The 21,179-nt window shown below is 63.2% G+C and carries 19 protein-coding genes; 13 read left to right on the plus strand and 6 right to left on the minus strand.

Annotation, left to right across the window (positions count from 1 at the left end):
• Positions 1–2: 2 nt before the first annotated feature.
• A complete protein-coding gene (locus J2857_RS10950) occupies positions 3–3,629 on the minus strand; it encodes a hydantoinase B/oxoprolinase family protein (RefSeq protein WP_210010239.1) in 3,627 nt (1,208 codons plus the stop codon).
• A 203-nt stretch (positions 3,630–3,832) separates the two neighbouring features.
• Between J2857_RS10950 and J2857_RS10955 the strand changes: the two genes are divergently transcribed.
• From J2857_RS10955 to J2857_RS10970, 4 genes are read left to right on the plus strand one after another with little or no spacing between them, the layout of a single operon-like run.
• On the plus strand, positions 3,833–4,417 hold the full coding sequence (locus J2857_RS10955; RefSeq protein WP_210010240.1) for a TRAP transporter small permease: 585 nt from the start codon (positions 3,833–3,835) through the stop codon (positions 4,415–4,417).
• A gap of 3 nt (positions 4,418–4,420) precedes the next feature.
• On the plus strand, positions 4,421–5,734 hold the full coding sequence (locus tag J2857_RS10960) for a TRAP transporter large permease (protein ID WP_210010241.1): 1,314 nt from the start codon (positions 4,421–4,423) through the stop codon (positions 5,732–5,734).
• 34 nt (positions 5,735–5,768) lie between these two features.
• Entirely contained in the window at positions 5,769–6,749 is a 981-nt protein-coding gene (locus J2857_RS10965; RefSeq protein ID WP_245363436.1) for a TRAP transporter substrate-binding protein, read from the plus strand.
• A 56-nt stretch (positions 6,750–6,805) separates the two neighbouring features.
• On the plus strand, positions 6,806–7,327 hold the full coding sequence (locus J2857_RS10970) for a winged helix DNA-binding protein (RefSeq protein ID WP_210010243.1): 522 nt from the start codon (positions 6,806–6,808) through the stop codon (positions 7,325–7,327).
• Here the strand turns inward: J2857_RS10970 and J2857_RS10975 are convergent.
• Entirely contained in the window at positions 7,324–8,148 is an 825-nt protein-coding gene (locus J2857_RS10975; RefSeq protein ID WP_210010244.1) for an alpha/beta hydrolase, read from the minus strand. The genes J2857_RS10970 and J2857_RS10975 overlap by 4 nt on opposite strands.
• Before the next feature lie 204 nt (positions 8,149–8,352).
• On the opposite strand from J2857_RS10975, the gene J2857_RS10980 reads away from it, so the two are divergent.
• The 8 genes from J2857_RS10980 (at position 8,353) to J2857_RS11015 (ending at position 16,081) form a co-directional block, all read left to right on the plus strand.
• Complete coding sequence (locus J2857_RS10980) at positions 8,353–9,978, plus strand: AMP-binding protein (RefSeq protein ID WP_210010245.1); 1,626 nt, start codon at positions 8,353–8,355, stop codon at positions 9,976–9,978.
• 142 nt (positions 9,979–10,120) lie between these two features.
• Positions 10,121–11,257, plus strand: a complete 1,137-nt coding sequence (locus J2857_RS10985) for an ABC transporter substrate-binding protein (RefSeq protein ID WP_210010246.1) — start codon at positions 10,121–10,123, stop codon at positions 11,255–11,257.
• Between the two features lie 9 nt (positions 11,258–11,266).
• Entirely contained in the window at positions 11,267–12,190 is a 924-nt protein-coding gene (locus J2857_RS10990; protein ID WP_210010247.1) for a branched-chain amino acid ABC transporter permease, read from the plus strand.
• Positions 12,183–13,172 carry a branched-chain amino acid ABC transporter permease gene (locus tag J2857_RS10995; protein ID WP_245363293.1) on the plus strand — a complete coding sequence of 330 codons (990 nt, stop codon included), beginning with the start codon at positions 12,183–12,185 and terminating at the stop codon, positions 13,170–13,172. Before J2857_RS10990 ends, J2857_RS10995 begins: the two co-directional genes overlap by 8 nt.
• Positions 13,165–13,914 carry an ABC transporter ATP-binding protein gene (locus J2857_RS11000; RefSeq protein ID WP_210010248.1) on the plus strand — a complete coding sequence of 250 codons (750 nt, stop codon included), beginning with the start codon at positions 13,165–13,167 and terminating at the stop codon, positions 13,912–13,914. Before J2857_RS10995 ends, J2857_RS11000 begins: the two co-directional genes overlap by 8 nt.
• Entirely contained in the window at positions 13,914–14,597 is a 684-nt protein-coding gene (locus tag J2857_RS11005; RefSeq protein ID WP_084683102.1) for a branched-chain amino acid ABC transporter ATP-binding protein, read from the plus strand. Before J2857_RS11000 ends, J2857_RS11005 begins: the two co-directional genes overlap by 1 nt.
• Before the next feature lie 2 nt (positions 14,598–14,599).
• Positions 14,600–15,112 (plus strand): MarR family winged helix-turn-helix transcriptional regulator, encoded by a 513-nt coding sequence (locus J2857_RS11010; RefSeq protein ID WP_037080105.1) that lies wholly within the window; start codon positions 14,600–14,602, stop codon positions 15,110–15,112.
• A 39-nt stretch (positions 15,113–15,151) separates the two neighbouring features.
• Positions 15,152–16,081 (plus strand): glutaminase, encoded by a 930-nt coding sequence (locus J2857_RS11015; RefSeq protein ID WP_210010249.1) that lies wholly within the window; start codon positions 15,152–15,154, stop codon positions 16,079–16,081.
• A 49-nt stretch (positions 16,082–16,130) separates the two neighbouring features.
• Here the strand turns inward: J2857_RS11015 and J2857_RS11020 are convergent, their stop codons facing one another.
• From J2857_RS11020 to J2857_RS11035, 4 genes are all read right to left on the minus strand, one after another.
• Positions 16,131–17,648: a tripartite tricarboxylate transporter permease gene (locus J2857_RS11020; RefSeq protein WP_210010250.1), complete on the minus strand. Its 1,518-nt coding sequence runs from the start codon at positions 17,646–17,648 to the stop codon at positions 16,131–16,133.
• A 21-nt stretch (positions 17,649–17,669) separates the two neighbouring features.
• Positions 17,670–18,164: a tripartite tricarboxylate transporter TctB family protein gene (locus tag J2857_RS11025; RefSeq protein ID WP_210010251.1), complete on the minus strand. Its 495-nt coding sequence runs from the start codon at positions 18,162–18,164 to the stop codon at positions 17,670–17,672.
• Positions 18,161–19,105 (minus strand): Bug family tripartite tricarboxylate transporter substrate binding protein, encoded by a 945-nt coding sequence (locus J2857_RS11030; RefSeq protein ID WP_210010252.1) that lies wholly within the window; start codon positions 19,103–19,105, stop codon positions 18,161–18,163. Before J2857_RS11030 ends, J2857_RS11025 begins: the two co-directional genes overlap by 4 nt.
• Positions 19,106–19,343: 238 nt before the next feature.
• A complete protein-coding gene (locus J2857_RS11035; protein ID WP_210011639.1) occupies positions 19,344–20,414 on the minus strand; it encodes an ABC transporter substrate-binding protein in 1,071 nt (356 codons plus the stop codon).
• Between the two features lie 179 nt (positions 20,415–20,593).
• On the opposite strand from J2857_RS11035, the gene J2857_RS11040 reads away from it, so the two are divergent.
• The gene (locus J2857_RS11040) at positions 20,594–21,103 is read left to right on the plus strand and encodes a DUF1993 domain-containing protein (RefSeq protein ID WP_210010253.1); all 510 of its coding nucleotides are present in this window, start codon (positions 20,594–20,596) and stop codon (positions 21,101–21,103) included.
• The last annotated feature ends 76 nt before the right edge of the window (positions 21,104–21,179 follow it).

The raw sequence follows: 21,179 nt of genomic DNA on the forward strand, positions 1-21,179 counted from the left end.
GATCAGTCCGCTTTGCCATAGCCTCCGGCCGTCGGCGTCTGAACGGTCACCGCTTCGCCCGCGTCGATGATCGTCTGAGCGCAGCCGCCGAGTTCCTCGAACGTGCCGTCCAGGCGGCGCACCGTGGTCTTGCCAAGCTCGCCGGTTTCGCCACCGGCAAGCCCGTGTGGCCTGATCGTCCGATGCGAGGAGAGAATGGCGCAGTCCATCTTTTCAAGGAAGCGAATGGTCCGCTTCGTGCCGTTGCCGGCCGAGAACTTGCCCTTGCCGCCGGAATTTTCGCGGATATGGAAATCCTCCAGCAGAACCGGATAACGCGTTTCCAGGATTTCCGGGTCGGTGAGGCGGGAATTGGTCATGTGCACATGCACCGCATCCGTGCCCTCGAAACCGGTCCCGTCGTTGAACACGCCGGCCGGCGAGCCGGAGCACAGCGTCTCGTAATACTGGTAGGTCGCATTGCCGAAGGTGAGATTGTTCATCGAGCCCTGGCTTGCCGCCATCGCACCGAGCGCGCCGAACAGCGCATTCGTCACATGCTGGCTGGTCTCGACATTGCCGGCGACGACAGCCGCCGGATATTGAGGCTTCAGCATCGATCCTTCCGGCACGATGATCCGGATCGGCCGCAGGCATCCCGCGTTCATGGGAATGGAACTCTCGACCATGACGCGGAAGACATAGAGCACCGCGGCACGGGTCACCGGCTCTGGTGCGTTGAAGTTGTTCTTCTTCTGGGGGCTCGTTCCCGTGAAGTCGACCGTCGCCTCGCGTTTGGCCTTGTCGACAGTGATCTTCACCTGGATCACGCTGCCCTGGTCGGTCGGGTAGGAGAATTCGGAATTGCCGAGTTTCTCGATCACCCGGCGCACGCTCTCCTCGGCGTTGTCCTGCACGTGGCCCATATAGGCCTGCACCACGTCGAGACCGAACTGCGCGATCATCTTGCGCATTTCGTGCACGCCCTTTTCGTTGGCGGCGATCTGGGCGCGCAGATCTGCGACGTTCTGGGCGACGTTGCGGGCAGGGTAGGGGTGGTTGGAGAGGAGATCGGTGATACCCGCCTCATCGAACCGGCCGCGATCGACGAGCAGCACGTTGTCGAACAGCACACCCTCTTCGTCGACCGTCGTCGCCAGAGGCGTCATCGAACCCGGCGCTGTACCGCCGACATCGGCGTGATGGCCGCGCGAGGCGACGTAGAAGAGAATGTCCTTGCCCTCGGCATCGAAGACCGGCGTAACGACGGTGATATCCGGCAAATGGGTACCGCCATTATAGGGCGCGTTCAGCGCGAACACGTCGCCGGGGCGGATCCTGCCCTGGTTCTGGGCGATGACGCTTTCGACCGACCGGTCCATGGAGCCGAGATGCACCGGCATATGCGGGGCGTTCGCCACCAGCGCACCATCCGCATCGAAGACGGCGCAGGAAAAGTCCAGCCGCTCCTTGATGTTGACCGACGATGCGGTGTTCTGCAGCGTCACGCCCATCTGTTCGGCGATCGACATGAAAAGATTGTTGAACACTTCGAGCAGCACCGGATCTGCCTGCGTGCCGATCGGCCTGGCGCGGGAAAGTTCGGCGACGCGCTTCAGAACGACGTGGTTCAGCCTGGTAATCTCGAAGGCCCAGCCGTCCTCCACGACGATCGTCTGGTGCGGCTCGACGATCAGGCACGGGCCGTTGGCACGCGAGCCCGGCTTGATGTCGGCGCGGCGGTAGACCGGCGCCTCCCGCCATGCCCCGCTGGAGAAGAACTTTGTCTGTTCGGCGGCCTTTGGCGCGCTGTCGCCCAATTCGAACTCAGGTTCGTCGGAATCGGCACCGCCGCCGATCGCCTCGACCTCATAGGCCTCGAAGATGATCTCGCGGTTTTCGAAGATGAAGCCGAACTGTTTCTTGTGGGCCGTCGCGAAGGCGAGTGTCATCTTTGCCGTATCGGCGAGAGTTACGGGCAAGGTGGTATCCGTGCCCTGGTAGCGGAGATGGGCGCGGTGAAGCACCTCGGTTTCCGATGCGGTCACGCCTTGCGAGGCCATTTCCTCCAGTACGCTGGCGGTCAGCTCGTCGCGGATGGCCCCAAGTGTTTCCAGCGCCGTCGCGAGTTCGTGCGATACCGTGCGCTGGCGGGTGGCGCGGATATCCGCAAGGCCCATGCCATAGGCCGAAAGGATGCCGGAGAACGGGTGGATCATCACGGTCGAAATGCCGAGCGCATCGGCCGTCAGGCAGGCATGCTGCCCGCCGGCACCACCGAAGCAGGTCAGCACATAGTGCGTGACGTCGTAGCCGCGCTGAACGCTGATCTTCTTGACCGCATTTGCCATGTTCTCGACGGCGATCGCCAGGAACCCGTCAGCTACTTCTTCCGGCGAACGGCCGTCGCCGATCACTCTGGCCATGTCCTCGAAGGCGGCACGCACGGCATCCGCATCGAGCGGCTGGTCGCGGTTGGGGCCGAAGATTGCCGGGAAGAGCTTTGGCGAGAGCTTGCCGAGCATGACATTGGCATCGGTAACCGTCAGCGGCCCGCCGCGGCGATAGGCCTTCGGACCGGGATTGGCGCCGGCCGAATCCGGGCCGACGCGAAAGCGGCCGTTCTCGAAATGCAGGATCGAACCGCCGCCGGCCGCCACCGTGTGGATCGACATCATCGGCGCGCGCATGCGCACACCCGCAACTTCCGTTTCGAACGAGCGCTCCAGCTCGCCGTCGTAATGCGACACATCGGTGGACGTGCCGCCCATGTCGAAGCCGATCATCCGGTTGAAGCCTGCCAACCGCGACGTCTCGACAGCGCCAACCACGCCGCCGGCCGGGCCGGACAGGATCGCATCCTTGCCCTGGAACAGCCGTGCTGCGGTCAATCCGCCGGAGGACTGCATGAACATCAGTTGCGCGCCTTGGCCGTCGGTGGCGTCCAAGCCGGTGCCGAGTTCGCCGGCCACCTGCTCCACGTAGCGGCGCAGGATCGGCGAGAGATAGGCATCGACGACAGTCGTGTCGCCGCGCCCGACCAGCTTGATCAGCGGCGAAACCTCATGGCTGACGGAAACCTGGGTGAAGCCGATCTCGCGGGCGATCGCCCCTACCAGCTGCTCGTGAGCCGGGTAGCGATACGCATGCATGAAGGCGATGGCGACGGCGCGGAAACCGGCGTCGAATTGCTCCTGCAGCTGAGTGCGGATCGTCGCGGCATCCGGTGCCGCCTCGATCGTGCCGTCGGCGCGGACGCGTTCGTCCACCTCGACAACCTGTTTGTAGAGCAGTTCCGGCTTGATGATCTTCTTGGCGAAGATGTCGGCGCGGGCCTGGTAGCCGATTGCCAGCGCATCCCGGAAGCCGCGCGTGGTGACGAGCAGCGTGTTCTCACCCTTGCGCTCCAGCAGCGCATTGGTGGCAACGGTCGTTCCCATCTTCACCGCGCCGATCGCATCGGCTGGAATGGCGGCACCGGCCGGCACGCCGAGAAGCTCGCGAATGCCCTGCACTGCGGCATCGCGGTAGGCTTCCGGATTCTCGGACAGGACCTTGTGGGCCACAAGCGATCCATCCGGCTTCCGCCCCACGATGTCGGTGAACGTGCCGCCGCGATCGATCCAGAAATCCCACTTAGCCTCGGTCATGGTCCGCCCTCAAATCAAACTGATATGCTCTAACGAAAACATTTCGTCGATAAAACGTCAATGATTAGTTGACAGGAAAATGCACATTGAAGCATCATGCTCGCTGAACGGGCAGGAAGCCACCAAGAGCTCCACCCGGATAACCGGCAACCGAGGGGAGCCGACCATGCCGTTTTTTCGATCCTGCAACAGGAGGATGAACCATGTCCTCCGCTGATCCCCGCCACAGCATATTCCCGGATTGGCTCCGGAAAGGGCTGGATGCACTCTACCTCTTTTCCGGATATCTCGCCGGACTTTTCCTTGTCGCGATCTTCCTGCTGATGATGGCGCTTTCTGCCGGCCGCCCGCTTGATATCGACGTGCCGGCGGGTGACGATTTCGCCTCCTGGTGCATGGCGGCAAGCGCCTTTCTCGGCCTCGCCCACACGTTCCGCTCCGGCGAAATGATCCGCGTCGGCCTGCTGGTCGAGCGCTTCACCGGTACGGTCCGCCGCGTCGTCGAGATCTTCGCCCTGGTGATCGGCACCATCGCGACGCTCTATTTTGCCTGGTTCGCCTTCGACATGACGAAGACCTCCTGGCAGTTCAACGACCTGTCGCAGGGCGTCATCGCGGTGCCCTTGTGGATTCCGCAGCTCGGTTTCTGCGGCGGCCTGATCATCCTCGCGATCGCCTTCGTCGACGAACTCCTCCATGTCCTGTTCGGCGGCTCGCCGCGCTATGAGAAACCGGAGCCGCAAACGGCCGAGGAAGTCATCGAGCGCGCCATCCAGAGCGGGGCGTGATCCATGAGCACGATCGAACTCGTTGAAATCGCCGGCGTCGTTCTCGTCGCCCTGTTGGCGCTGCTGGCCGGCGGCGTCTGGATCGGCATTTCGCTGCTGATCTGCGGCTTTATCGCCATGCTCTTCGTGCCCGGCATCCCGATCGGCGCGGTGCTCGCCACCAATTCCTGGAGCGGCGGCGCGTCCTGGTCGCTCGCGGCGCTGCCGCTGTTCGTCTGGATGGGGGAAATCCTGTTCCGCACCCGGCTTTCGGAAGAGATGTTCCGAGGCCTCGCCCCCTGGCTCGGCTGGCTGCCCGGCCGCCTCATGCATGTCAACGTGATCGGCTGCGGCCTGTTCGGCTCGATCTCCGGCTCCTCGGCCGCCACCACCGCCATGATCGCCAAGATCGCCCTGCCGGAACTCAAGAAACGCGGTTATGACGAGATGGTCAGCCTCGGTTCTCTCGCCGGCGCCGGCACGCTCGGCATCCTCATCCCGCCGTCGATCACCATGGTCGTCTATGCGGTGGCGGCGAATGTCTCGATCATCCAGATCTTCCTTGCCGGCTTCCTGCCGAGCGCCATCGTCATGGTGCTTTATTCCGGTTACATCATCGTCTGGTCGCTTTTGAACCCGGACAAGCAGCCGCCGGCACCGCCGAAGATGAGCCTGAAGGAGAAGCTGAAGGAATCGGCCAACCTCATCCCCGTCACGCTGCTGATCGTGCTCGTTTTCGCGACGCTCATCCTCGGCTGGGCGACGGCGACGGAATGCGCCGCCTGGGGTGTGCTCGGCTCGCTCGCCATCGCCGCCTGGTCGCGGACGCTGACGATGAAGGCCTTCTGGGACAGCGTCATGGGCGCCACCCGGCTCACCTGCATGATCATGCTGATCCTGACCGGCGCCGGCTTCATGTCGATCGCCATGGGTTATACCGGCATTCCGAACGCGCTCGCCGCCTGGGTCGACAGCTTCAACCTCAGCCCTTATGCGCTGATCGCGGTGCTGACGGTCATGTATATCCTGCTCGGCGCAGCGCTTGACGGGCTGTCGATGATCGTGCTCACCACGGTCGTGGTCCTGCCGATGATCCAGCAGGCCGGTTTCGACCTCGTCTGGTTCGGCATCTTCCTGGTGCTGATCGTCGAGATGGCGGAAGTCTCGCCGCCGGTCGGCTTCAACCTCTTCGTGCTGCAGACGATGAGCGGCCGAGACAGCCTGACGGTCGCGCGCGCCTCGCTGCCGTTCTTCTTCCTGCTTGTGGCGACTGTCGCCATCATCACGGTCTTCCCGGAAATCGTGATGGTTCTGCCGAAAATGGCATTCCCGGGTTAACCAGAGAAAGAAAAAGGGAACTGATATGAGGAAATTGATCTCAACTCTCGTTCGCTCGGGCCTTGCCGGCGCAGCGCTTCTGGCGGCTTCCGGCGCCGCCCTTGCCCAGACTGCCTGGGTCCTTCCGTCGGCCTATCCGCCGGCCAATTACCACGTCCAGAACCTGAGCCAGTTTGCCTCGGACGTGGATGCCGCCAGCAAGGGTGCCCTCAAGATCACCATCCATCCCAACGCTTCGCTCTTCAAGGCGCCGGATATCAAGCGCGCTGTCCAGACCGGCCAGGCACAGGCCGGCGAAGTGCTGATCTCGCTGCACGAGAATGAAAATCCGGTCTTCGGTATCGACGTCGTGCCGTTCCTGGCAACCAGCTTCGACGCATCGAAGAAGCTCTATGCCGCCTCCAAACCTGCAATCGAAAAGGCGCTCGACGCCCAGGGTCTCAAGCTCCTCTATGCGACTCCGTGGCCGCCGCAGGGCATCTTCACCAAGAAGGACGTCAACAGCACGGCTGATCTCAAGGGCCTGAAATGGCGCGCCTATAACGTCGGCACGTCGCGCATCGCCGATCTCGTCGGTGCCCAGCCGGTCACGGTTCAGGCGGCCGAACTGCCGCAGGCTCTCGCAACCGGTGTCATCGATGGCCTGATGACCTCGAGCGCCACCGGCGTCGACAGCAAGATCTGGGAATCGCTGACCCACTATTACGATACCCAGGCCTGGATCCCGAAGAACGTCATCTTCGTCAACAAGGCTGCCTTCGTGAGCCTTGATCCGGCCGTTCAGAAGGCCGTCACCGATGCGGCCGCTGCCGCAGAAATCCGCGGCTGGGCGCTCGGTGCCGAAAAGACTGCCGCCTACATGGAAACCCTGAAGAAGAACGGCATGAAGGTTCTCGAACCGAGCGCCGATCTCAAGAAGGGTCTGGCCGATGTCGGCGCCAAGCTGACCGAGGATTGGTCGAAGAAGGCCGGCGCTGACGGCGCCGCCATTCTGGACGCCTACAAGAAGATGTGATTTGAGGGGCGCCGCAGGCATCCGCTTGCGGCGCGCTCGTCCCGGGAGGAAGAATCATGTCATCGGAGAAAAATGAATTCGGGCCGATCGTTTCCTCTGGCCATCTGGCGAGTGGCGGGCTGCCATCGCTGTCCGAGATCGAATTCGGCATGATCATGCTGAACCATGCGTTCAGCCGCTGGATGGTGCGGTGCATGTCGGCTGCCGGCGTGCCGGACCTCTCGCCGATCGATATCCTCGTGCTGCACAATATCAACAGCCGCAACAAGGCAAAGACGCTGGCCGATATCGCGCTGGTCCTCAATATCGAGGATACGCATGTGGTAACCTACGCGCTGAAGAAGCTCGAACGGCTGAAGCTGATCAAGTCCGGCCGCCGCGGCAAGGAAAAGCTGGTCATGGTGACGGAAGCAGGCGCCGGAGCCTGCAGGCGTTATGCGGCGGTGCGCGAGGAACTGCTGGTCAAATCGGTGCTGGCCACCGAGGTTTCGGGCGAAACCCTGTCGGCCATGGCGGCGCGCCTGCGCGCCCTGTCCGGCCACTACGACCAGGCGGCCCGCGCCGCCGCATCGCTTTAGGAAAACAGCGCATCCATCAGCGGATGGTCGGGGTCCGCCATGCCGTCGAGAATGGTGAAATGATGCTTGTCCGGCTCCTCGACGGCCTCCGTCTCGGCGCCCATCCCCTTCCAGATGCTGGCGAGCAGCGCGTTCTGGCGGATGAACTCGGCGCGCTCGCCCGCCCCCACCCAGCAGGTCACCCTCGCGCCCGGCAGTGGCTCCAGCAGGGCGGGGCTCTCCGATCGCGCTTCCTCGGCATCGATCCGCTGCTTTTCGTTCATCTTCGTCTTCATGATCGGCCGCAGATCGTGCACGCCGGAGAGTGAAACCGTGTTGACGATGCGGCTGCGCACCGCTTCCGGCAGCGGCGAGGTGGCCGAGATCATCCGCGTCACCAGATGCCCACCCGCCGAATGGCCGATCAGCCGGATCGGTCCACCGACCATGCCGGCGGCAGCCTCGATCGCCTTGCCGATCTCCACAGTAATGCCCGAAATGCGGTTTTCCGGGGCGAGCGTGTACATCGGCATGGCGACGGCATAACTGCGCTCCACCGAGCCTCTGGCGAATTGCGACCAGTAGCTGTTGTCGAGCCCGATCCAGAAGCCGCCATGGACGAAAACGACAAGGCCGGTTGGCTCTGTCTCCGGCAGGAAAAGGTCGAAGCGGTTGCGGGGCTTGTCGCCATAGGAAAGCCCGAGTTTGGCGCGGCCGGCTGCGGCAAGCGTCTCCCGATAAAGTCGTGCCGGCTCCACCCATGCCGCCGGCCAGCGGTCGCCCTGGGGGATGTTGATGCCGTTGGCATAGGCATTGTCCCAGTCGCTAATCCGATGGCGCATCTTCACTTTTCCCTTCGATATGGCCTGATTTCGAGCGTCATACTGGCACCGCATCAGCCCGCTTGGAAGCGGCTCAAGCGCCAAAAATGGCGGTCGGGGAAAATTATTATAAACTTAAAATTTCTCTTGCAACCGAGGGAAAGCAGTGCTTTTCTGAATGAAAGGCAAAAAGCCGCTCGATAAAAAACGCTTGGGAACGAAAATATGCTGGGACCGTCAGGCCATCTGGATACGTTTGCCCGCGACAATCTTCCGCCGCCGGATCAGTGGCCGGACATCAGGCTTGATGGCTTCGATTATCCGGAATGGATGAATGCGGGCGTCGAACTCACCGACCGCATGGTCGAGCGCGGTTTCGGCGACAACACCGCCCTTATCGGCAACGGCCGCCGCCGCACCTACAAGGAATTGTCCGACTGGACGAACCGCATCGCTCGGGCCTTGACCGAGGATTATGGCCTGAAGCCGGGCAACCGGGTGCTGATCCGCTCCGCCAACAACCCGGCCATGGTCGCCTGCTGGCTGGCTGCGACCAAGGCCGGCGCTGTCGTCGTCAACACCATGCCGATGCTGCGGTCCGGCGAACTTGCCAAGATCATCGACAAGGCCGAGATTTCGATTGCGCTCTGCGATACGCGGCTGATGGATGAGCTGGTCGCCTGCGCCAAGGAAAGCCGCTTCCTGAAACAGGTGATCGGTTTCGACGGCACCGCCAACCATGACGCCGAACTCGATCGCGCGGCGCTCAACAAGCCGGTGCGTTTCGAGGCGGTGAAAACCGGCCGCGACGACGTCGCCCTGCTCGGCTTCACGTCCGGTTCCACCGGCGTGCCGAAGGCGACCATGCATTTCCATCGCGATATCCTGATCATCGCCGATGCCTACGCGAAGGAAGTGCTGGACGTGACGCCGGACGACGTGTTCGTCGGCTCCCCGCCACTCGCCTTCACCTTCGGCCTCGGCGGCCTCGCGGTATTCCCGCTCCGTTTCGGCGCTGCCGCGACCCTTCTGGAGCAGGCCACGCCGCCGAAGATGATCGAGATCATCGAGACCTACAAGGCGACGATCAGCTTCACCGCGCCGACCGCCTATCGCGCCATGCTGGCCGCTATGGATGCCGGCGCCGACCTCTCGTCGCTGCGCATCGCCGTTTCAGCCGGCGAGACCTTGCCTGGGCCCGTCTTCGACGAATGGGTCAAGAAGACCGGCAAGCCGATCCTCGACGGCATCGGGGCGACCGAGATGCTGCATATCTTCATCTCGAACCGGCTCGGCGATTCCAGGCCGGCCTGCACCGGCAAGCCGCTCACCGGCTACGAGGCGATCGTCGTTGACGACGACATGAACGAAGTGCCGCGCGGCACGATCGGCAAGCTGGCGGTCAAGGGACCGATCGGCTGCCGTTACCTCGCCGACGACCGCCAGAAGGAATATGTCCGGGACGGCTGGAACCTGACGGGTGACAGTTTCGTCGAGGACGAGGACGGTTATTTCCACTTCGCGGCCCGCTCCGACGACATGATCGTCTCGGCCGGCTACAACATCGCCGGTCCCGAAGTCGAGGCAGCCCTCCTCAAGCACGAGGCGGTGCTCGAATGCGCCGTGATCGGCGTCTCGGACGAGGCACGCGGAACGATCGTCGAGGCGCATGTGGTGCTGGCAAAGGGCGTCGAGGCTGGCGAGTTGATGGTCAAGATCTTGCAGGATCATGTGAAGGCGGTGATCGCCCCTTACAAATATCCGCGTTCGGTCGTCTTCACCGATGCGCTGCCGAAGACCGAGTCCGGCAAGATCCAGCGCTTCCGCTTGAAGCAGAAGCCCTCAGCGTAACCATAGTGAATAACGGTTGAATTTCGCCGTATATCCAGAGTGGAAGTTTCCACGCAAATGTGGAAGACAAAGAAGACCCGGCGGATGTCGAAGTCCGTCGAAGGCATCGGGAACGACAAAACAACAAACGGGAGTTCGTCACATGAAGAAAATGCTTGCTGCAGCCACTTTGGCGCTGAGCGTTAGCACCACCGGCATGGCTTTCGCCGAGCCTTTGAAGATCGGCATGATCACCACGCTTTCGGGCGGCGGCGCCGGCCTCGGCATCGATACGCGCGACGGCTTCATGCTGGCGATCAAGAATGCCGGCAACAAGGACGTCACCGTCGTCACCGAGGACGATGCGCAGAAGCCGGAACTGGCCGTGCAGATCGCCGACAAGATGATCCAGAGCGACAAGGTCGACATCCTCACCGGCATCGTCTGGTCGAACCTGTTGATGGCCGTTGCCCCGAGCGCCGTGGCCCAGGGCAAGTTCTACGTCTCGACCAATGCTGCGCCTGCCGCGCTTGCCGGCGCCAACTGCAACAAGCTCTATTTCAACGCCGCCTACCAGAACGACAACCTTCATGAAGCCATGGGCGAATATGCCAACAAGGGCTACAAGAAGATGTTCATCCTCGCCCCGAACTATCCGGCCGGCAAGGATTCGCTGACCGGCTTCAAGCGTTACTACAAGGGCCAGCTCGCCGCCGAAGTCTACACCCAGGTCGGCCAGACCGACTACGCCGCCGAAATCGCCCAGATGCGCGCCTCCGGCGCCGATGGTATCTTCACCTTCCTGCCCGGCGGCATGGGCATCGCGTTCATGAAGCAGTTCGCCCAGTCGGGCGTCAAAATCCCGGTCATGGGCCCGGGCTTCTCCTTCAGCCAGGACGTTCTGCCGGCCATCGGCGATGCGGCGGTCGGCGCGAAGGCGTCCGGCCAGTGGGCTCCGGATTTCGACAATGCCGCAAGCAAGAAGTTCCTGGCGGATTTCCAGAAGGAATATAACCGCCTGCCGTCCATCTATGCCGTCCAGGCCTATGACGCCGCCCAGCTCATCCTGTCGGCCGCTTCCAAGGCAAGCGTCAAGAACGCCGATGCTTTCGGCGCCGAACTCAAGAAGGCAGACATCCAGTCTCCGCGCGGAAAATTCAAGTTCAACACCAACCAGCATCCGATCCAGGACATCTACCTGACGGAAGTGGTGAAGCAGAACGGCGTCATCACCAACAAGACGGTGGAGAAGATCTTCGCCGATCACGGCGATGCCTATGCCAAAGACTGCAAGATCTAAGGCCTGCCTGTGACTTTGGCACTTGCTCTCGAGCAGTTGCTCAACGGCCTGCAGCTCGGCGTCATGTTGTTTCTCATGGCTGCCGGGCTGACGCTGATCTTCGGCGTCATGGGCCTGATCAACCTCGCTCACGGCTCGCTCTACATGGTCGGCGCATTCGCCTGCGCCACCGTGGCGGCGTGGACCGGCTCGTTCTGGATCGGCCTGATCGCCAGCCTCGCCGCCGCCGCCGCCGCGGGGGCGATCGTCGAACTTGTGGTGATCCGCAGGCTCTACGACCGCGACCATCTCGACCAGGTGCTCGCCACCTTCGCGCTGATCCTGATGTTTTCGGAAGGCACGCGCTGGCTGTTCGGTTCCTTCCCGCTCTATCTCGATATTCCGCCGCTTCTGCAGGGCGCCGTCGCGCTGCCGGGCGGCACGGAATATCCGGTCTATCGCCTGGCGATCATCCTCGCCGGCGCAATCGTCGCCTTCGGACTCTATCTGCTGATCTCAAGGACTCGTCTGGGCATGCGCATCCGCGCCGGCGAAAGCGACCGCGAGATGATCGGCGCGTTAGGCGTCGATATCCGCACGCTCTATACCGTCGTCTTCGCACTCGGCGCGGCACTCGCAGGCCTTGCCGGCGCCATGGTCGGCGCGCTGCAGTCGGTGCAGGTCGGCATGGGCGAACCGGTGCTGATCCTCGCCTTCGTGGTTATCGTCATCGGCGGCATCGGCTCGATCAAGGGCGCGCTTCTCGGCGCGCTGCTGGTCGGGGTCACCGATACGATGGGCCGTTTTCTCCTGCCGAAGATCCTGGCGCTGTTCGTCGCCCCGGCCCAGGCCGGCATGATCGGCGGCGCGGCGGCCTCGATGCTGATCTATATCGTCATGGCGGTCATTTTGGCGGTCAAACCGCGCGGCCTCTTCCCCGCGGCGCATGCGTGAGATCATGATCGTGACCCGCGAAAACCTCATCAACCTCATTCTGGCGGCCCTGCTGCTCGCCGTTCCCTTTGCGGCGGAAGCGTTCGGCCAGCCGTTCTACGTCACGCTTGCGACCCGCATCGCCATTCTCGCGCTCGCCGCGACTGGCCTGAACCTGGCGCTCGGCCTCGGCGGCCTCGTTTCCTTCGGTCATGCCGCCTTCTTCGGCATCGGCGGTTATGTCGCCGGCATCCTCGCGGCCCACGCCTTTTCCGGCGATCCGCTGCTGTTCGGCCTTTCCGGGACGAAGCAGATGTGGGTGATTTGGGTCGTCGCGGTGATCCTCTCCGGCCTTGTCGGCCTGGTGATCGGCGCAATCAGCCTCCGGACATCGGGCGTCTATTTCATCATGATCACCCTCGCCTTCGCGCAGATGGTCTATTATTTCGCGATCTCCTGGCCGGCCTATGGCGGCGAGGATGGCCTGTCGATCCTCGTCCGGAACCAGTTCCCGGGCGTCAGCACCATGCGGCCGCTGACCTTCTTCCTGATCTGCTACGTCGTCCTGCTTCTGGCGCTCGCCCTCTTCGCGCTGATCCGCGCCTCGCGCTTCGGCGCGGCGCTGCAGGCGGCGCGGCAGAACGAGGTGCGTGTCGCGACCGTCGGCATCCAGCCCTACCGCATCCGGCTGACCGGCTTTGCCATCTCGGCGGCGGTCACGGGCCTTGCCGGCGCCCTGTTTGCCGATCTCAACCGCTTCGTCAGCCCATCCATGCTGTCGTGGCACATGTCGGGCGAACTGATCGTGCTGATCATTCTCGGCGGCACCGGCCGGCTGTTCGGGCCGCTGGCGGGCGCCGCGCTCTACGTGATCTTCGAATATGCGCTAGGCGGCCTCACCGAACGCTGGCAGTTCTTCCTCGGCCTCATCCTCCTCGTCGTCGTGCTGTTTGCGCGCGGCGGGCTCCTGGGCCTGCTTGCCGGAAAGGCCAAACATGGTTGAGCCGGTTCTCCAGATCTCCAATCTCGTCAAGAATTTTGGCGCGCTGCGGGCGACTGACGGCGTGACGCTCGACCTGCGTCCGGGCGAGATCCATGCCCTGATCGGCCCCAACGGCGCCGGCAAGTCCACGCTCATCCACCAGATCTGCGGCACGCTTCGGCAGGATTCTGGAGCGATCCGTTTTGCCGGGCAGGATATCGGCTCGCTCGGCGTGGCGCAGCGCGCTCAGCTTGGCCTCGGCCGCACCTTCCAGGTCTCGTCGATCGCACCGGATTTCTCGGGCCTGCGCAACGTCATGCTGGCGGTACAGGCCAAGCAGGGCTCGAGCTTCCGCTTCTTCAAACCGGTCATGCGCGACAGGTCGCTGATCGACACCGCCATGGCCATGCTGGAACGTGTCGGCCTCACCGCCCGCGCCCGCATTCCGGCCGCCGAGCTTTCCCATGGCGAACGCCGGCAGCTCGAAATCGCCATGGCGCTGGCCCTTGGCTCGAAAGCCTTCCTGCTCGACGAGCCGATGGCCGGCATGGGCCCGGAAGGCTCGAAATCGCTGACCCGCTTCCTCGATACGCTGCGGCATGAAGCGCCGATCCTGCTGGTCGAACACGATATGGACGCCGTCTTCGCACTCGCGGACCGTATCTCGGTGCTTGTCTACGGTCGTATCATCGCGACGGGAACGGTCGAGGAAATCCGCCGCGACCCAATCGTGCGCACCGCCTATCTCGGAGACCACGCCTGATGTTGCTCGATGTCACCAGGATCGAAGCATTCTACGGCGCAAGCCAGGCGCTCTTCGGCGTCGACCTGTCGGTCGCGGAAGGCGAGGCCGTCGCCTTGATGGGCCGCAACGGCATGGGCAAGACGACCACCATCCGCGCCATCTGCAATCTCAACCCGCCCCGCGCCGGTGGCGTGAAGATCGGCGGCACGGACACGAAGGGCAAGCGGCCGCACCATGTCGCCAAGCTCGGCATCGGCCTCGTGCCGGAAGGCCGTCGTTGCTTCCCGAACCTGACGGTCCACGAGAACCTTGTCGCCGCCGCCCGGCCCGGCCAATGGACGCTGGAGCGCGTCAACGAACTCTTCCCGCGATTGTCTGAGCGTCATGCGCAAATGGCGAGATCGCTCTCCGGCGGCGAGCAGCAGATGCTGGCGATCGGCCGCGCGCTGATGACCAATCCGCGCCTGCTCATTCTCGACGAGGCGACCGAAGGCCTTGCTCCGGTCATCCGCCAGGACATCTGGAAGGCGATCCGGCGGCTGAAGGCCGAGGGTTTGTCGATCCTGGTGGTGGATAAGACGCTTTCAGAGCTTTTGCCGGTTGCGGACCGCTGTGTCATCCTGGAAAACGGAAGAAGCGCCTGGAGCGGCAGGCCCGCGGACCTGACGACGGAATTGCAGGATCGATATCTCGGGGTATAGGCATGGAAGCAGAAGCGGCAAGCGCCGACCTGGAACTGATCGCCCATGGCCCGCATGGGAAGAACAAGCCCGAGACGCGGCTCTGGCTGCGCATGCTTTCCACCACCAAGCTGATCACCACGGAAATCCGCCGCCGGCTCCGCACCGAGTTCGGCGCGACGCTTCCCCAGTTCGATCTGATGGCGCAGCTCTATCGCGAAGCGGACGGCTTGCGGCTCGGCGAGCTCTCCAAGCGCACCATGGTGACGAACGGCAACGTCACTGGCCTGGTGGAGCGGCTGGAGACGGACGGCTTCGTGCAGCGGGTCACGCCGGACGGCGACCGCCGCGTCACCGTCGCCAAGCTGACCCCCGCCGGTACCGAACTTTTTGTCGCCATGGCAGCCGCCCACGAAGGCTGGCTGCGCGATATCATGGCCGATGTCGATCCGGCGATGATCGCCTCGTTGTGGTCGGAGATCGGCGCGGTGAAGGCTTCCGCCAGCAACCATCTTTCCGGCAGCGCCTTCGAATAGTAAGGCTCGTCTCGGGGCGCAACAATTCGGGGTGAAGAGATGGCAGACCTGCAGGCGATCGTAGATGAGATCCATACGAAGCTGACGCCGCGTCTGGGCGAAGGCAAGGTGGCCGACTACATCCCACAGCTCGCCCATGTCGATCCAAAGAAGTTCGGAATGGCGATCATCGGTGTCGATGGCCAGGTCTTCAAGGCTGGCGATTGCGATGAACCCTTCTCGATCCAGAGCGTCTCGAAGGTCTTCACCCTGACGCTGGCGCTCGGCAAGCATGGCGAGACCACCTGGAACCGTGTCGGCCGCGAGCCGTCCGGCTCCGCCTTCAACTCGATCGTCCAGCTCGAGCACGAGGAAGGCAAGCCGCGCAATCCGTTCATCAATGCCGGCGCCATTGCCGTCAGCGATCTGGTGCTGGCCGGACATACGCCACGAGAGGCGATCGGCGAGATCGTCCGCTTCGTGCGTTACCTGGCCGATGACGATTCGATCGCCATCGATCCGGAGGTGGCAAAGTCGGAGCAGGCCACGGGTTTCCGCAATTTCGCGCTCGCCAATTTCATGCGCTCCTTCGGCAAGCTCGACCATCCCGTCGAACATGTCCTCGGCGTCTATTTCCATCACTGCGCGCTCGCCATGACCTGTACCCAGCTTGCCAAGGCCGGCCTGTTCCTCGCCGCCTCCGGCCGCAATCCGTTGACCGGGCACACCGTGGTATCGAAGCAGCGGGCGCGGCGCATCAACGCGCTGATGCTCACCTGCGGCCATTACGATGGATCGGGGGATTTCGCCTACCGCGTCGGCCTGCCCGGCAAGAGCGGTGTCGGCGGCGGCATCATGGCGGTTGCACCTGGCAAGGCCTCCGTCGCCGTCTGGTCGCCGGGCCTCAATCACAACGGCAATTCGCTGCTGGGTTCGCTGGCACTTGAAATGCTGGCCACCAGAACCGGCTGGTCGGTGTTCGGCCAATAAAAAAAGCCCGGCCGAAGCCGGGCTTTTGAGTTTATCGGCAGCGTTGTAATCAATCCTCGCTGGCTGCCATTTGCGAGAGCACGTTGCCGCGCCCGCGGAAGCGCAGGACGAGCGGCAGGATGAGCGCGGTTGCGGCCAGGGCCAGCAGTACCGCGGCGATCGGCGATTGCACGAGCGTCGTCACGTCCCCCTGGCTGATCGCCAGCGCACGGCGAAGCTGCTGTTCCGCCAGTGGTCCAAGGATCAGGCCGACGATGACCGGCGCGATCGGATAGTCGAACACCCGCATGATGTAGGCGACCAGCCCGAAGACCAGCAGCATGCCGAGTTCGAAGACCGAGGGGTTTGCGCCGATCGTGCCGAGCGTTGCGAACACCAGGATGCCCGCATAGAGCCAGGGTTTTGGAATGGTCAGCAGCTTCACCCACAGGCCGACCAGCGGCAGGTTGAGCACCAGCAGCATCAGGTTGGCGATCAGAAGCGAGGCGATCAGGCCCCAGACGAGCTGCGGATTGGTCGCAAACAGCAGCGGGCCGGGCTGCAGGCCGTATTGCTGGAAGCCGGCGAGCATGATCGCCGCAGTTGCAGACGTCGGCAGGCCGAGCGTCAAGAGCGGCACCAGCGTGCCGGCGGCGGAGGCATTGTTGGCGGCTTCCGGGCCGGCAACGCCTTCGATCGCGCCATTGCCGAATTCTTCCGGATGCTTGCTGAGCTTCTTTTCCGTCGCATAGGACAGGAAGGTGCCGATCTCCGCGCCGCCTGCCGGCATAGCGCCGATCGGGAAGCCGATCACGGTGCCGCGCAACCAGGCTTTCCAGGAGCGCGCCCAGTCGCTGGCCGTCATCCAGACCGAGCCCCTGATCGCTTCGATCTTGTCCGGCGCCGATGCGCCCTGGGCCGCGATGAAGAGCGTCTCGCCGATCGCGAACATGGCGACCGCCATCGTCGTCACCTCGATACCGTCGAGCAGGTCGGGAACGCCGAAGGACAGCCGGTTCTGGCCTGTCAGCTGGTCGATGCCGACGAGCGAGAGAGCAAGGCCGATGAACAGCGAGGTGAGGCCGCGCAGCGTCGAATTGCCGAAGGCCGAGGAGACGGTGACGAAGGCCAGAACCATCAGCGCGAAATATTCGCGCGGACCGAAGACCAGCGCCAGCTTGACGATGTAGGGCGCGATGAAGGCCAGCGCCAGGGTGGCGATCAGGCCGGCGACGAACGAACCGATCGCTGCCGTGGCCAGTGCCGGGCCGCCGCGTCCCGCCCGGGCCATCTTGTTGCCTTCGAGCGCAGTGACGATCGAGGCGCTTTCGCCCGGCGTGTTCAACAGGATCGACGTCGTGGAGCCGCCATACATGCCGCCATAGTAGATACCGGCGAACATGATCAGCGAGCCGGTCGCGTCGAGCTGGTAGGTGACCGGCAGGAGCAGGGCGACGGTCGTTGCCGGACCGATGCCCGGAAGCACGCCGACCATGGTGCCGAGCGTCACGCCGATCAGCGCATAAAAGAGGTTCATCGGCTCCATTGCCGACACCAGCCCCTGCAGAAGGAATTCGAATGTGCTCATGATCTTACTCTCAAGGGCCGATCACTGGATCAGGTGTTCGAGCGGACCTGCCGGAAGCGAAAGTTGCAGGACACCGGCAAATAGCCACCAGATGCCGAGACAGATGACGATGCCGGCCGGAATGCTGATCCACAGCCTGCGAGCGCCGAAACCTGCCGCCGCGAGCCCGAACAGCGTGCCCGTGGCGATCGAGAAACCGGCGATCCAAATGAGGGCCATCTGCGCGACCAGGCCCGCGACGACCCAGACGACAGGCCCGACCTCCTGCTTTTCCCGCGCAGGAAAGTCGCGGCGAAACGCGGCGAAGATGGTCCAGATCGCAAGCCCGATCAGTGCGAAGGCGATCCAGTTCGGAACGGTGGCGGGGCCGACCTGACTATAACCGCCCATATCCCGCAGCCGATCGACATCCAGGAAGATGACGGCAGCGACGGCAACGAGAATGGCGGCAATAACAAGCGCCGCCCAATCGGGGCGGCGCTGTTCGGTGCTCGTTTTGTTGTTGTCGAGGCTCATTTGACCAGTCCGATGTCCTTCAGGATGGTTTCAGTGGCAGCAATGTCCTTGGCAAGCTGGGCTTCGAATTCCGGACCGGAGAGATAGGTATCGATCCAGCCCTTAGCCTTCAGGCTGTCCTGCCAGGTCTTGGACTTTGCGAGCTTTTCGACGTCGGCGGTCACGGCCTTCTTCTGCTCGGGGGTCAAGCCTGGAGCTGCGGCGACCATGCGCCAGTTCTGGATCACGACGTCAAGGCCGGATTCCTTCAGCGTCGGAGCGTTGATGCCTTCGATCTTCTTGTCGGAGGAGATGGCGAGGAGGCGGAGCGTGCCGGCCTTGATCTGGCCTTCGAACTCGCCGTAGGACGAGATGCCGGCCGTGACCTGGCCGCCGAGGATGGCGGCAAGTGCTTCGCCGCCGCCGGAAAACGCAATGTAGTTGACCTTGGTCGGGTCAACGCCGGCAGCCTTTGCGATCAAACCGGCCGTGATGTGGTCCGTACCGCCGGCCGAGCCGCCGCCCCAGGAAACTGAGCCCGGATTTGCCTTCAGCTTGGCCGTCAGATCGGCAACCGACTTGATGTCGGAAGCGGCTGGAACGACGATCACTTCGTACTCACCGGTGAGGCGAGCGATCGGGGTGACGTCCTTCAGGGTAACTGGCGACTTGTTGGTGAGGATGGCGCCCACCATGACGTAACCGCCGACCATGAGGGCGTTTGCATTGCCCTTCTGCTGGCTGGCGAACTGGGCGATGCCGATCGTGCCGCCGGCGCCCGGAACGTTCATGACCTGCACCTTGCCGGAGATCTTCTCGGTCTGCAAAGCGGTCTGCATCGTGCGGGCGGTCTGGTCCCAGCCGCCGCCGGGGGCGGCAGGAGCCATGATCGAATAATCGGCCGCAGCGGCCGGAAGTGCGATTGCGCCCGCGAGAAGGGAAGCAAGGAAGAAATGTTTCAAGGGTCGATCCTCCGTTGGCGTCTTGATCCGACGCGAAATGTTTATTCTGACGAAACCAGGGAGAAGCGAAAGACCAGGCGGGAGCCGCCGGTCCGATGTCCTCCCATCGTGAATCGGGTCCCCGCCTCCACGGGGCCGAATGCCCTAAGCCAGCATATGAAGCTGACATGTACCTGACATTTTTCGCTATCCGACGATTTGGCAAGGGGTTTCGGCCCGCAGCCGCCGAATTTTATCGCTATTGCAGCCGCAGGACCTCGTTCCAGCGGGAAATCAGCCGCGCCCGCTTCACCTGGTCGAGATAGACCATCAGCCCGAGACTGACAGGCACGGGCTTCAATTGCCCGCCGAGCATCTCCCTGAGCGTCGTCGCGGTATTGTTGCCGGCAACTTCCGGGCTGACGGCCGGGATCTGCAGCTCGCGGGCCATGATCGTCTGGCCTTCCTTCGACATGAAGAATTCGAGATAACGCTTGCCGAGATCCGGAGCGGCGGCGGCCTGCGGCACCAGCCCGATGCGCGACATCACCACCGTATAATCCTTCGGCAGCACGATGCCGACATCCGGATGGCGCGAGGCCCAGTCGGCAGCGTAGGAGCCGAGAATGTTGTAGCCGAGCAGGAACCGCCCGTCGGCCACGCGTTCCAAAATCCCCTGGCTGGTCGAGTAGAGTTTCACGCCCGCAGCCCCCATCGCCCGGATCACCGACCAGATATCGCCGAACTGTTCCTGGTCGCGCGCCATGAACAGGAAACCGACGCCGGAGCGCTCGATGTCATAGGTGCCGATCCGGCCGTAGACCGCGTCGCCGCGCTTCTGCAGAAATTCGACCAGTTCCGCGCGTGTCGAGGGCGGGGAAGAATCCTTGAAGCTCGGCTTGTGATAGACGAACACGGCCGGTTCGAAGGTCAGCGCATAGGCGGTGTTGCGCCAGTTGGCCCAGCCCGGCCATTGCCCGCTCATCGGCAGGTCGCTGCGCTGGGCGTAGCCGTCATTGGCGAGCTTCACCTGCAGGTCCATGGCGGAGGAAAAGGCGAAGTCGGCGGTCTTGTCGCCGGCATCCGTTTCCCGGACGATCCGGTCGTAGATCTCGCCCGTCAGCATGTCCTCGTAGCGCACCGCCACATCCGGGTTGGCCGCCTGGAAACCGGCGATCATCGGCTTGGCGAGCGGCTCGTCGAGCGAGGAATAGACCGTCAGCATCGGCGCGTCGTCCCGCCCGGAAAGCGCCTTGAACAGCGTCGTATCCCCTATGGCGAGGCCGGGCCAAAGGGCAAGACAGAGGAGTGGGAAAAGCAGCCTTTTCATCTGGCCACAATGCCCCACCTCGGCTACCGCGACAAGCCGACCGGCGGACGCGTAACATTCCCGCCACAGCGGCCTCAATGCACCTTCCGTCGGCTTGTTTTCCGATGCCATTTCATTACCTGTGGGCGGTCTTTTCGCGCCGGAAGACCCGGCGTTTTGTCACACACAAGGTCTCGCCCATGTCGCTCACCCTCTACGATATCACGGTACCAGTCTTCATCCGCGCTTTCGGCAATCTCACGGAAATCCTCAAGAAAGGCGAAGCCTTCGCCGATGAGAAGGGCCTTGCCCACAAGGAACTGCTGGAAACCCGGCTGGTCCACGACATGTACCCGTTCACCGCCCAGATCCAGCGCGCCAGCGATGCGGCAAAGTTCGTGCCGGTCCGCGTCGGCCAGATCGAGAACATCCCGATGGCCGACGAAGAAAACACCTTCGCCGACCTGCATGCCCGCATCGAAAAGACCGTGGCCTTCCTTCAGAGCGTCGATCCGGCTACGATGGCGGGCCGCGAAGACGCCGAAGTGGTCTTGAAGACCCGCAGCGGCGAGACGAAGTTCACCGGCAAGAGCTATGTGCTCGGCTTCGCGCTGCCGAACTTCTATTTCCACGTCACCACGGCCTACGCGATCCTGCGCCACAAGGGCGTTCCGATCGGCAAGATGGATTATATCGGCCGTTCGCAATAAAGGCTCGGTGGAACGATCGAAAGTAACCACGGCATCACCACGTCCGTGACATCGCCGCTTCCGCGTTTATAATCGT

It is taken from the genome of Neorhizobium galegae, assembly GCF_017877055.1.
GTDB lineage: Bacteria > Pseudomonadota > Alphaproteobacteria > Rhizobiales > Rhizobiaceae > Neorhizobium > Neorhizobium galegae_D.

Coding starts and splice junctions, on each gene's coding strand:
- J2857_RS10975 (WP_210010244.1), bottom strand. CDS start 8,148: ATGCGCCATCGGATTAGCGACTGGGACAATGCCTATGCCAACGGCATC.
- J2857_RS11005 (WP_084683102.1), top strand. CDS start 13,914: ATGTTGCTCGATGTCACCAGGATCGAAGCATTCTACGGCGCAAGCCAG.
- J2857_RS10950 (WP_210010239.1), bottom strand. CDS start 3,629: ATGACCGAGGCTAAGTGGGATTTCTGGATCGATCGCGGCGGCACGTTC.
- J2857_RS11040 (WP_210010253.1), top strand. CDS start 20,594: ATGTCGCTCACCCTCTACGATATCACGGTACCAGTCTTCATCCGCGCT.
- J2857_RS11015 (WP_210010249.1), top strand. CDS start 15,152: ATGGCAGACCTGCAGGCGATCGTAGATGAGATCCATACGAAGCTGACG.
- J2857_RS11035 (WP_210011639.1), bottom strand. CDS start 20,414: ATGAAAAGGCTGCTTTTCCCACTCCTCTGTCTTGCCCTTTGGCCCGGC.
- J2857_RS11000 (WP_210010248.1), top strand. CDS start 13,165: ATGGTTGAGCCGGTTCTCCAGATCTCCAATCTCGTCAAGAATTTTGGC.
- J2857_RS11010 (WP_037080105.1), top strand. CDS start 14,600: ATGGAAGCAGAAGCGGCAAGCGCCGACCTGGAACTGATCGCCCATGGC.
- J2857_RS10980 (WP_210010245.1), top strand. CDS start 8,353: ATGCTGGGACCGTCAGGCCATCTGGATACGTTTGCCCGCGACAATCTT.
- J2857_RS10970 (WP_210010243.1), top strand. CDS start 6,806: ATGTCATCGGAGAAAAATGAATTCGGGCCGATCGTTTCCTCTGGCCAT.
- J2857_RS10960 (WP_210010241.1), top strand. CDS start 4,421: ATGAGCACGATCGAACTCGTTGAAATCGCCGGCGTCGTTCTCGTCGCC.
- J2857_RS10985 (WP_210010246.1), top strand. CDS start 10,121: ATGAAGAAAATGCTTGCTGCAGCCACTTTGGCGCTGAGCGTTAGCACC.
- J2857_RS10955 (WP_210010240.1), top strand. CDS start 3,833: ATGTCCTCCGCTGATCCCCGCCACAGCATATTCCCGGATTGGCTCCGG.
- J2857_RS11025 (WP_210010251.1), bottom strand. CDS start 18,164: ATGAGCCTCGACAACAACAAAACGAGCACCGAACAGCGCCGCCCCGAT.
- J2857_RS11020 (WP_210010250.1), bottom strand. CDS start 17,648: ATGAGCACATTCGAATTCCTTCTGCAGGGGCTGGTGTCGGCAATGGAG.
- J2857_RS10995 (WP_245363293.1), top strand. CDS start 12,183: ATGCGTGAGATCATGATCGTGACCCGCGAAAACCTCATCAACCTCATT.